Genomic DNA, 11,751 nt, shown 5'->3' with positions numbered 1-11,751 from the left:
TGCCACCGCCATTTTCTACCGGCAGGCTTACAGGCGGAACTCGTGGCCCAGATACACTTCCTTGACCAGTTCGTTGGCCAGAATAGTGGCCGAATCGCCTTCTGCGATCAGTTGCCCATCGTTGACGATATATGCAGTTTCGCAGATATCGAGGGTCTCGCGGACATTGTGGTCGGTGATCAGTACACCGATGCCCTTGGCCTTGAGGTGATGGATGATCTGCTTGATGTCGCCAACCGAGATCGGGTCGACACCGGCAAAAGGTTCGTCCAGCAGGATGAACTTCGGCGCAGTGGCCAGTGCGCGGGCAATCTCCACGCGGCGACGTTCACCACCGGACAAGCTCATGCCGAGGTTGTCGCGGATGTGGTTGATGTGGAACTCCTGCAGCAGGCTTTCCAGCTCCTTGCGGCGGCCGTCGCGGTCGAGTTCCTTACGGGTCTCGAGGATCGCCATGATGTTATCGGCGACCGACAGTTTGCGGAAGATCGACGCCTCCTGGGGGAGATAGCCGATACCGGCGCGCGCGCGGCCGTGCATCGGCTGGTGGCTGACGTCCAGGTCGTCGATCAACACGCGACCCTGGTCTGCCTGAACCAGGCCGACGATCATATAGAAGCAAGTGGTTTTGCCGGCACCGTTGGGGCCAAGCAGGCCGACGATCTGGCCGCTGTCGATCGACAGGCTGACGTCGCGCACGACCTGACGGCCTTTATAGGCCTTGGCCAGATGCTGGGCTTTCAGGGTTGCCATTACTCGGCCTTCTTCTTCGGCTGGATAACCATGTCGATACGTGGGCGTGGTGCGGTGACCTTGCTGCCGTTGGCGCGACCGGCGTTGGCGATCTGCTTCACGGTGTCATAGGTGATCTTTTCACCTTCCGTGGAGTTGCCGTCGGGGCTCAGTACCTTGGCCTGGTCGATCAGCACGATGCGGTTTTGCTGGGCGTGATACTGGATGGTTTTGCCGTAGCCCTTCATTGGTGCGGTATCGGCGGGCGCCTGCTTCTGTTCGAAGTAAGCCAGGTTGCCCACGGAAGTCACAACGTCGATGTCGCCAGCAGGGGTGCGAGTCAGCGTCACCGTGTTGCCGGTGATCTTCATCGAGCCCTGGGTAATGATCACGCCACCGGTGTAGGTCGCGACGCCTTGCTTGTCGTCGAGCTGTGCATCGTCGGCCGAAATGTGGATCGGTTGCTGGCTATCGTTCGGCAGAGCCCAGGCGCTCACGCTTCCCAGTGCTGCGCCCAGACCGAGCAAAATAGGGAGGGTTTTAACGAGCCTCATACTGTCCTCTTACGTTCGATAGCAGGTGTATCCTGCTTTCTTTCAAATACGCTTTCATTCCCTTGCCAGTCGATACGCCGCCAGCGCCGTCGATTCTAACGTCTTGCTCGGTCTGCGCATATTGCTTCTGTGGGAATACGGTCATGCGACTGCTGGTAATGATGGTGTCGCGGTTCTGCGCGTCAGTCCGTGCGACGCGCACCGAGTCGATCAGTTCCACTTCGGTGCCGTCCGGGTTGACTTCGCCACGCTTGCTGGTGACGTGCCAGGGGAATTCGGTGCCGCGGTACAGATTCAGGTCGGGGTTGGTCAGCAGGGTGACTTCGGATGCCTTCAAGTGTTCGACTTTGTCCGATGTCATTTCGTACTGCACTTTGCCGTCAGCTAGGAACTGCACGCTGTAGGCATTGGTGGCGTAATAGTCGATAGCGCCTTGGTCAACCTGCGCAACAGGCTGGTCGAGAAAGCGCTCCGGGCTGATATTCCAGTAGCCAACCGCCAGGAGCAGCGCGGCGATGACCCCGAATAGCAGGAAGTTGCGAATCTTTTTGCTCAGCATAAAACGCTCTATAGGTAGGCGGCTTGGGCCGCTTCAAGGCTGCCCTGGGCACGCAGGATCAGCTCGCAGAACTCGCGGGCGGCGCCTTCGCCACCACGGGCGGTGGTGATGCCGTGGGCATGCTCGCGAACAAATGCCGCCGCATTGGCGACAGCCATGCCCAAGCCCACCCGGCGGATCACCGGCAGGTCGGGCAGGTCGTCGCCCAGATAGGCAACCTGCTCATAGCTTAGGTTGAGTTGGCCAAGCAGCTCGTCCAGGACGACTAGTTTATCCTCCCGGCCCTGATACAGGTGAGGAATCCCCAGGTTTTGTGCGCGGCGTTCCACAACGGGGGTTTTTCGACCGCTGATAATCGCGGTTTGCACGCCCGCCGCCATGAGCATCTTGATGCCCTGGCCGTCGAGGGTGTTGAATGTCTTGAATTCGCTGCCGTCTTCGAGGAAGTACAGGCGGCCATCGGTCAGCACACCGTCAACGTCGAAAATCGCCAACTTGATGTGTTTGCCGCGTTGCAACAGGTCGCTGGTCATTTACATCACTCCCGCACGCAGCAAGTCGTGCATGTTCAGGGCGCCAATCGGGCGGTCGTCGCCATCGACCACCACCAGCGCGCCGATCTTATGGTCTTCCATGATCTTCAGGGCTTCGGCCGCCAGCATTTCCGCGCGTGCAGTCTTGCCGTGGGGGGTCATCACCGCATCGATGGTGGCGGTGTGGATATCGATAGTGCGGTCCAGGGTGCGGCGCAGGTCTCCGTCGGTGAAGACGCCGGCCAGCCTTCCGTCGGCTTCCAGGATCACGGTCATGCCCAGGCCCTTGCGGGTCATCTCCATGAGCGCGTCCTTCAGCAGTGTGCCGCGCTGTACCTGGGGCAGCTCATCGCCGGAATGCATGACGTTTTCCACTTTCAACAGCAGGCGTCGGCCGAGCGCGCCGCCCGGATGGGAAAATGCGAAGTCTTCCGCCGTAAACCCGCGTGCTTCCAGCAGGGCCACGGCCAAGGCATCGCCCATGACCAGCGCGGCGGTGGTGGAGGAGGTCGGTGCCAGGTTCAGCGGGCAGGCCTCAGCGGTCACGTGAACATTCAGGTTTACTTCGGCGGCCTTGGCCAGCGTCGACTCCGGGTTGCCGGTGATGCTGATCATCTGGATGCCCAGGCGTTTGATCAGCGGCAGCAGGGTCACGATTTCGTTGGTGGTGCCGGAGTTGGACAGTGCGAGGATGATGTCATCCTTGGTGATCATGCCCATGTCGCCATGGCTGGCTTCGGCCGGGTGGACGAAAAACGCTGTGGTCCCGGTGCTTGCCAGGGTAGCGGCGATCTTGCTGCCGACGTGACCGGACTTGCCCATGCCGACCACGACAACGCGGCCTTTGCTGGCCAGAATCATCTCGCAGGCGCGCACGAAATCTGCGTCGATATGGGCCAACAAGCCTTCTACGGCTTCAAGCTCGAGGCGGATGGTGCGTTGTGCGGATTGGATAAGGTCGCTGGATTGGCTCATGTCTGAAATCGTATAGCCTGACGAAAAGTCGACGATTATAACGGTAATGATCAATTCGCTCACGCAAGTTCGTCAGTCTTTAGTCGTCAGGCGCTTCAGACTCCTTCCTCGGTAACATAGCCGGCAACGGTTTTTCCCTGTCCCCAATCTGAACAAGCGCTGTTCCGGCCTTGGGGGCTCTGCACCAGCAGTGATATAGTTCGCCGCCAGTTCGGTCCCCCCAGCCCATGTGGCTAACTATATTGCGCAACCGTTGCAAACGTTTGTCGCAAACGTGGTGTCTGAGTGAAAGGCTGCATTCCAAGGAGTTTAGATGAGTGCCGATAACGCCTACGCGGTCGAGCTGAAGGGCCTTACCTTCAAGCGCGGGACGCGCAGCATCTTCAATAACGTCGATATTCGCATTCCCCGTGGCAAGGTCACGGGCATCATGGGACCTTCCGGTTGCGGCAAGACCACCCTGTTGCGCCTGATGGGCATGCAATTGCGGCCCAACGCCGGCGAAGTATGGGTCAACGGCCAGAACCTGCCGACGCTGTCGCGCAGCGATCTGTTCGATGCGCGCAAGCACATGGGGGTCCTGTTCCAAAGCGGTGCGCTGTTCACCGACCTCGATGTGTTCGAAAACGTAGCATTTCCGCTGCGGGTGCATACCCAGCTGTCCGATGAAATGATTCGTGACATCGTGCTGCTGAAACTGCAGGCCGTGGGCCTTCGCGGTGCCATCGACCTGATGCCGGACGAACTGTCTGGCGGTATGAAACGTCGTGTCGCCCTGGCGCGTGCCATTGCCCTCGATCCGCAGATTCTCATGTATGACGAACCCTTCGTGGGACAGGACCCGATCGCCATGGGCGTGCTGGTGCGCCTGATCCGCCTGCTCAACGATGCGCTGGGGATCACCAGTATCGTGGTCTCCCACGACCTGGCCGAAACCGCGAGCATTGCCGACTACCTCTATGTAGTCGGTGATGGCCAGGTGCTGGGGCAGGGAACACCGGAAGAACTGATGAACGCTGACAACCCGCGCATTCGCCAATTCATGACCGGCGATCCCGATGGCCCGGTGCCTTTTCATTTTCCGGCAGCGGACTACCGCTCAGATCTTCTGGGGAAGCGCTGATGCGCAAGACATCTCTTATCGAGAAGGTGCGCCTTTTCGGTCGCTCCGGCATCGACATCATCGAAGTGCTCGGCCGCTCGACGATTTTCCTGTTCCACGCCTTGCTCGGCCGGGGCGGCATTGGCGGCAGCTTCGGTCTGTTGATCAAACAACTGCACGCCGTCGGTGTGATGTCCCTGGTGATCATCGTGGTCTCCGGGCTCTTCATCGGCATGGTGTTGGCGTTGCAAGGCTTCAATATCCTGTCCAGCTACGGCTCGGAACAGGCGGTGGGGCAGATGGTCGCCCTGACGCTGTTGCGTGAACTCGGCCCGGTCGTCGCGGCCCTGTTGTTCGCCGGGCGCGCCGGTTCTGCGCTGACTGCTGAAATCGGCAACATGAAGTCCACCGAGCAGTTGTCCAGCCTGGAGATGATCGGTGTGGACCCGCTCAAGTACATTGTTGCCCCGCGCCTGTGGGCCGGCTTCATTTCCCTGCCGCTGCTGGCGATGATCTTCAGCGTGGTGGGTATATGGGGCGGTTCTTGGGTTGCGGTGGACTGGCTGGGGGTCTACGACGGCTCCTACTGGGCCAACATGCAAAACAGCGTGACCTTCAACGGCGACGTGCTCAATGGCATTATAAAGAGCATTGTCTTCGCCTTTGTTGTGACCTGGATCGCCGTATTCCAAGGCTATGACTGTGAGCCCACTTCAGAAGGGATCAGTCGCGCCACCACCAAGACCGTTGTGTACGCCTCGCTGGCGGTACTGGGCCTTGACTTCATTATGACCGCCTTGATGTTTGGAGATTTCTGATGCAAAACCGCACTGTGGAAATCGGTGTCGGCCTTTTCTTGCTGGCTGGCATCCTGGCTTTACTGTTGCTGGCCCTGCGAGTCAGTGGCCTTTCGGCCAGCCCCACCGCCGATACTTATAAACTTTACGCGTACTTCGACAATATCGCCGGTTTGACTGTCAGAGCTAAAGTGACCATGGCCGGTGTGACCATCGGCAAGGTCTCGGCAATCGATCTGGATCGCGACAGCTTCACCGGGCGAGTGACGATGCAGTTGGACAAAAAGGTAGATAACCTACCAACCGACTCCACCGCGTCTATCCTCACCGCGGGCTTGCTGGGCGAGAAATACATCGGGATCAGCGTGGGTGGCGAAACAGCTCTGCTCAAGGATGGTTCCACCATCCACGACACACAGTCGTCGCTGGTGCTTGAGGATCTGATCGGTAAATTTCTGCTCAATACGGTCAATAAAGACGCCAAATGAGGACTCTGTTCATGATCTCTACCTTGCGACGTGGTCTGCTGGTACTGCTTGCAGCACTGCCGTTGATGGCCAACGCGGCGGGTTCTGCGCACGAACTGGTGCAGGACACGACCAGCAAAATGTTGGCTGACCTGACCGCCAATAAAGAACAGTACAAGCAAGACCCGACTAAGTTTTACGACTCGCTCAATACCATTGTCGGCCCGGTCGTGGACGCCGAAGGCATTTCGCGCAGCATCATGACGGTCAAGTATTCGCGCAAGGCCACGCCCGCGCAGATGCAGACATTCCAGGAGAACTTCAAAAAGGGCCTGTTCCAGTTCTACGGTAACGCCCTGCTCGAGTACAACAACCAGGGGATCACTGTCGACCCCGCCAAGGATGAGTCGGGCGATCGCACCAGCGTCGGCATGGTCGTCAAGGGCAGCAACGGCGCCGTCTATCCTGTGCAGTACACGCTGGAGAAGATCGGCGGCGAGTGGAAACTGCGTAACGTGATCATCAACGGCATCAACATCGGCAAGCTGTTCCGTGATCAGTTCGCTGACGCCATGCAGCGCAATGGCAACGACCTGGACAAGACCATCAATGGTTGGGCCGGTGAAGTGGCCAAGGCCAAGGAAGAGACCGATAAAGCCGCTGGGAAGCCCGCGCAATGACCGAGGCGGCTGTTCGTATCGGCGACGCTGGCGAGTTGTTCCTCAGCGGTGTGCTGGATTACCGCTCCGGGCCGGACCTGCGCAAGCAGGGGCAGGCGCTGATCAAGGCGAGCACCGCGCCGTCGCTGGTGCTCGATTGCTCGGCGGTGAGCAAGTCCAGCAGCGTCGGCTTGTCGTTGCTGCTGTGCTTCATACGTGATGCCGAGGCAGCCAAAAAACCGGTCAGCATAAGTGCGCTGCCCGATGACATGCGTGAAATTGCCGAGGTTTACGGTCTGACCGAGCTGTTGGCACATCCTTAATACACATTTTCAAGGAGGCCCCCCGTCAGAGTCCTGCTATGCGGGGTTCGCAGGCGCGGGGCTTTTTTGTATGATGTGCGACCCGTGCGCACTGGGCGCCGATAGAGGTTGAGCATGCAGGCCCTAGAAGTTAAGAGCTTCCTTGAAGGAAAGCTGCCGGAAACGAACGTAGAAGTTGAAGGCGAAGGCTGCAACTTCCAGCTGAATTTGATTAGCGATGAACTGGCGGCACTGAGCCCGGTCAAGCGTCAACAGCAGGTCTATGCCCATTTGAACCCGTGGATCACCGATGGCAGCATCCATGCGGTCACTATGAAATTTTTCAGCCGCGCGGCCTGGGCCGAGCGCACCTGAGCCCCCAAGGCGTCGAGATTCTTATGGATAAATTGATTATTACCGGCGGTGCCCGCCTTGATGGCGAGATCCGCATTTCCGGTGCGAAAAACTCCGCCTTGCCGATCCTGGCAGCGACCCTGCTGTGCGATGGCCCTGTGACCGTGGCCAACCTGCCGCACCTGCACGACATCACCACCATGATCGAGCTGTTCGGTCGCATGGGCATTGAGCCGGTGATCGACGAAAAACTGTCGGTTGAAATCGACCCGCGCACCATCAAGACCCTGATCGCCCCGTATGAGCTGGTGAAAACCATGCGCGCGTCGATCCTGGTGCTTGGCCCGATGGTCGCTCGTTTCGGCGAAGCCGAAGTGGCCCTGCCTGGCGGTTGCGCGATCGGTTCGCGTCCGGTGGACCTGCACATCCGTGGTCTTGAAGCCATGGGCGCCACCATTGACGTCGAAGGCGGCTACATCAAGGCCAAGGCGCCGGAAGGCGGCCTGCGTGGCGCCAGCTTCTTCTTTGATACCGTGAGCGTGACCGGTACCGAGAACATCATGATGGCCGCGGCCCTGGCTAACGGTCGCAGTGTGTTGCAAAACGCCGCGCGCGAGCCGGAAGTGGTCGACCTGGCCAACTTCCTGATCGCCATGGGCGCCAACATCCGCGGCGCCGGCACCGACACCATCACCATTGAAGGTGTAAAACGCCTGCATTCGGCCACCTACAAGGTGATGCCGGACCGCATCGAGACCGGGACCTACCTGGTTGCCGCCGCCGTCACCGGTGGCCGCGTCAAGGTCAAGGACACTGATCCGACCATCCTTGAGTCCGTGCTGGAAAAACTCAAGGAAGCCGGCGCTGAAATCACCACCGGTGAAGATTGGATCGAGCTGAACATGCACGGCAAGCGGCCAAAAGCCGTCAACGTGCGGACCGCCCCGTACCCGGCGTTCCCGACCGACATGCAAGCGCAGTTCATCTCCCTGAACGCGATTGCCGAAGGCACCGGTGCCGTGATCGAGACCATCTTTGAAAACCGCTTCATGCACGTGTACGAACTGCACCGTATGGGCGCGAAGATCCAGGTCGAAGGCAACACGGCCATTGTGACCGGCATCGACAAGCTCAAGGGCGCGCCCGTCATGGCCACCGACCTGCGGGCCTCGGCCAGCCTGGTGATCTCCGCACTGTGCGCAGAGGGCGACACGCTGATCGACCGCATCTACCACATAGACCGTGGCTACGAGTGCATCGAAGAAAAACTGCAGATGCTCGGCGCGAAGATCCGCCGCGTACCGGGCTAGTCCAAGGACTGCAATTGTGGCGAGGGAGCTTGCTCCCGCTGGGTCGCGAAGCGGCCCCAAGAGCGGGACTGCTATGCAGTCCAACGGGAGCAAGCTCCCTCGCCACAGTTTGCGGTTAGCTGATTTGTTTCAAATCGAGGCTGTAATGGCCTCGATCTGTGTCTGGCGCCGTTTGCGACCAGACCGCAATAGCCTGATGAAGGACTGACGTTTCCCATGTTGACCATCGCACTGTCCAAGGGCCGCATCCTTGACGACACTTTGCCGCTTCTGGCTGAAGCGGGCATCGTGCCGACCGAGAATCCGGACAAGAGCCGCAAGTTGATCATCCCTACGACCCAGGACGACGTTCGCCTGCTGATCGTGCGGGCTACCGATGTGCCGACCTACGTTGAACACGGTGCCGCCGACCTGGGTGTCGCCGGTAAAGACGTTTTGATGGAATACGGTGGCCAGGGCCTGTACGAGCCACTGGACCTGCGTATTGCCCTGTGCAAGCTGATGACCGCTGGCCGGGTCGGTGACGTCGAGCCCAAGGGGCGCCTGCGGGTGGCCACCAAGTTCGTCAATGTCGCCAAGCGTTACTACGCCGAGCAAGGCCGTCAGGTCGATATCATCAAGCTGTACGGCTCGATGGAGCTGGCACCGCTGATCGGCCTGGCCGACAAGATCATCGACGTGGTCGATACCGGCAACACCCTGCGCGCCAACGGCCTGGAGCCCCAGGATTTCATTGCTGACATCAGCTCTCGCCTGATCGTCAACAAGGCATCGATGAAGATGCAGCACGCGCGTATCCAGGCGTTGATCGATACCCTGCGCAACGCAGTGGAGTCTCGACACCGCGGTTGACCAACCCGCGTAGCTGAAAAGCTGCGCCCGTCTATCCGCCTCATAGCCAGAATTCTCAGGTGCCCAAGCGGAAACGACTGCTAGTTTAGGGCGCCTGAGTTTTTGCCAATCCTATGAGGCCCTCGCTATGACCACGTCCACTGCAATTGCCCGACTCAACGCTGCCGACCCGGATTTCGCCCATCATCTGGATCATCTGCTGAGTTGGGAAAGTGTGTCCGACGACTCGGTCAACCAGCGGGTGCTCGACATCATCAAGGCCGTGCGCGAGCGCGGTGACGCCGCGTTGGTGGACTTCACCCGCCAGTTCGACGGTTTGGACGTCAAGTCCATGTCGGACCTGATCCTGCCCCGTGAACGCCTGGAGCTGGCCCTGACGCGGATTACCGTGCCGCAGCGCGAAGCCCTGGAACTCGCGGCGGCGCGGGTGCGCAGTTACCACGAGAAGCAGAAACAGGATTCCTGGAGCTACACCGAGGCCGACGGCACTGTGCTGGGCCAGAAGGTCACGCCGCTGGATCGTGCCGGGCTGTACGTGCCGGGCGGTAAAGCCTCGTACCCGTCGTCGGTTTTGATGAATGCGATTCCGGCCAAGGTGGCCGGTGTGACCGAAGTGGTCATGGTGGTGCCGACGCCGCGCGGTGAAATCAACGAACTGGTCCTCGCGGCAGCCTGCATCGCCGGTGTCGACCGCGTGTTCACCATCGGCGGCGCCCAGGCTGTCGCGGCGTTGGCCTACGGCACCGAAAGCGTGCCGAAGGTCGACAAAGTGGTCGGCCCCGGTAACATCTATGTCGCCACCGCCAAGCGCCACGTGTTTGGTCAGGTCGGCATCGACATGATCGCCGGCCCTTCGGAAATCCTCGTGGTGTGTGACGGCCTGACCGACCCGGACTGGATCGCCATGGACCTGTTCTCCCAGGCCGAACATGACGAAGACGCCCAAGCGATTCTGGTCAGCCCTGACGCCGAGTTCCTCGACAAGGTCGCCGCCAGTATCAACAAGCTGATGCCGAGCATGGATCGCGCCGAGATCATCGAGAAGTCGATCAATGGCCGTGGTGCGCTGATCCTGGTGCGCGACATGGAGCAGGCCATCGAAGTGGCCAACCGCATCGCACCGGAGCACTTGGAATTGTCCGTGGCCGACCCACAAGCCTGGCTGCCGTCGATTCGTCACGCCGGGGCGATCTTCATGGGCCGCCACACCAGCGAAGCCCTGGGCGACTACTGCGCAGGCCCCAACCACGTATTGCCAACCTCCGGCACCGCGCGTTTCTCGTCGCCACTGGGGGTGTATGACTTCCAGAAGCGTTCGTCGATCATCTTCTGCTCGCCACAAGGCGCTTCCGAGCTGGGCAAGACCGCTTCGGTACTGGCCCGTGGCGAATCCTTGAGCGCCCACGCACGTAGCGCCGAATACCGCATCCTTGAAGACAATAAGGGGAACTGAGGCATGAGCAAATTCTGGAGCCCCTTCGTCAAGGACCTGGTGCCTTACGTGCCTGGTGAGCAGCCCAAGCTGAGCAAACTGGTCAAGCTCAACACCAATGAAAACCCCTACGGCCCGTCGCCCAAGGCGCTGGCGGCCATGCAGGTCGAGTTGAACGACAACCTGCGCTTGTACCCGGACCCCAACAGCGACCTGCTCAAGCAGGCCGTGGCCCGTTTTTACGCGATCGACGCCGGCAACGTGTTCCTCGGCAACGGTTCCGATGAAGTCCTGGCACACATCTTCCACGCGCTGTTCCAGCACGACCTGCCACTGTTGTTCCCGGATATCAGCTACAGCTTCTATCCGGTGTACTGCGGCCTCTACGGCATCAAGTCCGACCCGGTGCCGCTGGATGAGCAGTTCCAGATCCGCGTAGCGGACTACGCCAGGCCGAACGGCGGGATCATCTTCCCTAACCCGAATGCGCCGACCGGCTGCGTACTGGCGCTGGATGCGGTGGAGCAGATCCTCAAGGCCAGCCCGGATTCGGTGGTGGTGGTGGATGAAGCCTACGTCGACTTCGGCGGTGAAACTGCCATCGGTCTGGTGGATCGCTACCCGAACCTGCTGGTCACCCAGACCTTGTCCAAATCGCGCTCACTGGCCGGTTTGCGCGTGGGCCTGGCCGTGGGCCACCCGGACCTGATCGAGGCGCTGGAGCGGGTCAAGAACAGCTTCAACTCCTATCCGCTCGATCGCCTGGCGATTGTCGGCGCGGCGGCGGCGTTCGATGACCGTGAGTACTTCGAGAAGACGTGCCGGTGGGTGATCGACAGCCGCGAAAAGGTTGTCGCGCAGTTGGAGGAGAAAGGTTTTGACGTGCTGCCGTCGGCGGCCAACTTCATCTTTGCTCGTCACCCACGGCACGACGCCGCCGGCCTGGCGGCCAAGTTGCGTGAGCAAGGGGTGATTGTGCGGCACTTCAAGCAGGCGCGGATTGACCAGTTCCTGCGGATCAGCATCGGCACACCAGAGCAGAACCAGGCGCTGATCGATGGCCTAGGCGAGCTCTAAGTCACACTGAAGATCTAAAAATGTGGGAGGGGGCTTGCCCCCGATG

Annotated in this window: 15 protein-coding genes; 10 read left to right on the top strand and 5 right to left on the bottom strand. The window is 60.2% G+C overall.

All coding sequences use genetic code 11. The features are described from left to right. Window positions 1-27: 27 nt before the first annotated feature. Genes lptB through L9Z73_RS02100 form a run of 5 tightly spaced genes read right to left on the bottom strand, consistent with a single transcriptional unit; the run spans window position 28 to window position 3,353 of the window. On the bottom strand, window positions 28-753 hold the full coding sequence (gene lptB, locus L9Z73_RS02120) for an LPS export ABC transporter ATP-binding protein (RefSeq protein WP_049709979.1): 726 nt from the start codon (window positions 751-753) through the stop codon (window positions 28-30). Then, window positions 753-1,286: a lipopolysaccharide transport periplasmic protein LptA gene (gene lptA, locus L9Z73_RS02115; RefSeq protein WP_247395988.1), complete on the bottom strand. Its 534-nt coding sequence runs from the start codon at window positions 1,284-1,286 to the stop codon at window positions 753-755. Before lptA ends, lptB begins: the two co-directional genes overlap by 1 nt. Beyond that, window positions 1,273-1,845, bottom strand: coding sequence for an LPS export ABC transporter periplasmic protein LptC (lptC, locus tag L9Z73_RS02110; RefSeq protein WP_247395987.1), 573 nt, complete (start codon window positions 1,843-1,845; stop codon window positions 1,273-1,275). The genes lptA and lptC overlap by 14 nt, the downstream gene beginning before the upstream one ends. Window positions 1,846-1,853: 8 nt before the next feature. Continuing rightward, window positions 1,854-2,378: a KdsC family phosphatase gene (locus tag L9Z73_RS02105; protein WP_247395986.1), complete on the bottom strand. Its 525-nt coding sequence runs from the start codon at window positions 2,376-2,378 to the stop codon at window positions 1,854-1,856. Then, window positions 2,379-3,353, bottom strand: a complete 975-nt coding sequence (locus L9Z73_RS02100; protein WP_247395985.1) for a KpsF/GutQ family sugar-phosphate isomerase — start codon at window positions 3,351-3,353, stop codon at window positions 2,379-2,381. It abuts the gene before it with no gap. A gap of 313 nt (window positions 3,354-3,666) precedes the next feature. Here L9Z73_RS02100 and L9Z73_RS02095 point away from each other — a divergent pair, with 313 nt between their 5' ends. The 10 genes from L9Z73_RS02095 (at window position 3,667) to hisC (ending at window position 11,705) form a co-directional block, all read left to right on the top strand. After that, window positions 3,667-4,476 carry an ATP-binding cassette domain-containing protein gene (locus L9Z73_RS02095; RefSeq protein ID WP_247395984.1) on the top strand — a complete coding sequence of 270 codons (810 nt, stop codon included), beginning with the start codon at window positions 3,667-3,669 and terminating at the stop codon, window positions 4,474-4,476. After that, complete coding sequence (gene mlaE / locus L9Z73_RS02090; RefSeq protein WP_247395983.1) at window positions 4,476-5,273, top strand: lipid asymmetry maintenance ABC transporter permease subunit MlaE; 798 nt, start codon at window positions 4,476-4,478, stop codon at window positions 5,271-5,273. The genes L9Z73_RS02095 and mlaE overlap by 1 nt, the downstream gene beginning before the upstream one ends. Next, window positions 5,273-5,740 (top strand): outer membrane lipid asymmetry maintenance protein MlaD, encoded by a 468-nt coding sequence (mlaD, locus tag L9Z73_RS02085; protein WP_247395982.1) that lies wholly within the window; start codon window positions 5,273-5,275, stop codon window positions 5,738-5,740. The genes mlaE and mlaD overlap by 1 nt, the downstream gene beginning before the upstream one ends. A gap of 11 nt (window positions 5,741-5,751) precedes the next feature. Next, window positions 5,752-6,399, top strand: a complete 648-nt coding sequence (locus tag L9Z73_RS02080) for an MlaC/ttg2D family ABC transporter substrate-binding protein (RefSeq protein WP_247395981.1) — start codon at window positions 5,752-5,754, stop codon at window positions 6,397-6,399. After that, the gene (locus tag L9Z73_RS02075; protein ID WP_247395980.1) at window positions 6,396-6,701 is read left to right on the top strand and encodes an STAS domain-containing protein; all 306 of its coding nucleotides are present in this window, start codon (window positions 6,396-6,398) and stop codon (window positions 6,699-6,701) included. The genes L9Z73_RS02080 and L9Z73_RS02075 overlap by 4 nt, the downstream gene beginning before the upstream one ends. 114 nt (window positions 6,702-6,815) lie before the next feature. Further along, a complete protein-coding gene (locus L9Z73_RS02070) occupies window positions 6,816-7,055 on the top strand; it encodes a BolA family protein (protein WP_247395979.1) in 240 nt (79 codons plus the stop codon). Window positions 7,056-7,078: 23 nt separating this feature from the next. Beyond that, complete coding sequence (gene murA, locus L9Z73_RS02065) at window positions 7,079-8,344, top strand: UDP-N-acetylglucosamine 1-carboxyvinyltransferase (protein WP_247395978.1); 1,266 nt, start codon at window positions 7,079-7,081, stop codon at window positions 8,342-8,344. Window positions 8,345-8,560: 216 nt separating this feature from the next. Beyond that, on the top strand, window positions 8,561-9,196 hold the full coding sequence (gene hisG / locus L9Z73_RS02060) for an ATP phosphoribosyltransferase (protein WP_010567704.1): 636 nt from the start codon (window positions 8,561-8,563) through the stop codon (window positions 9,194-9,196). A 127-nt stretch (window positions 9,197-9,323) separates the two neighbouring features. Then, window positions 9,324-10,649, top strand: a complete 1,326-nt coding sequence (gene hisD, locus L9Z73_RS02055) for a histidinol dehydrogenase (protein WP_247395977.1) — start codon at window positions 9,324-9,326, stop codon at window positions 10,647-10,649. A 3-nt stretch (window positions 10,650-10,652) separates the two neighbouring features. Further along, window positions 10,653-11,705: a histidinol-phosphate transaminase gene (gene hisC / locus L9Z73_RS02050; RefSeq protein ID WP_247395976.1), complete on the top strand. Its 1,053-nt coding sequence runs from the start codon at window positions 10,653-10,655 to the stop codon at window positions 11,703-11,705. The last annotated feature ends 46 nt before the right edge of the window (window positions 11,706-11,751 follow it).

Source organism: Pseudomonas emilianonis (assembly GCF_023072625.1).
GTDB lineage: Bacteria > Pseudomonadota > Gammaproteobacteria > Pseudomonadales > Pseudomonadaceae > Aquipseudomonas > Aquipseudomonas paraveronii.
The sequence above is the reverse complement of the archived record's forward strand: the minus strand, read 5'-3'. Positions and strand labels throughout refer to the sequence as shown.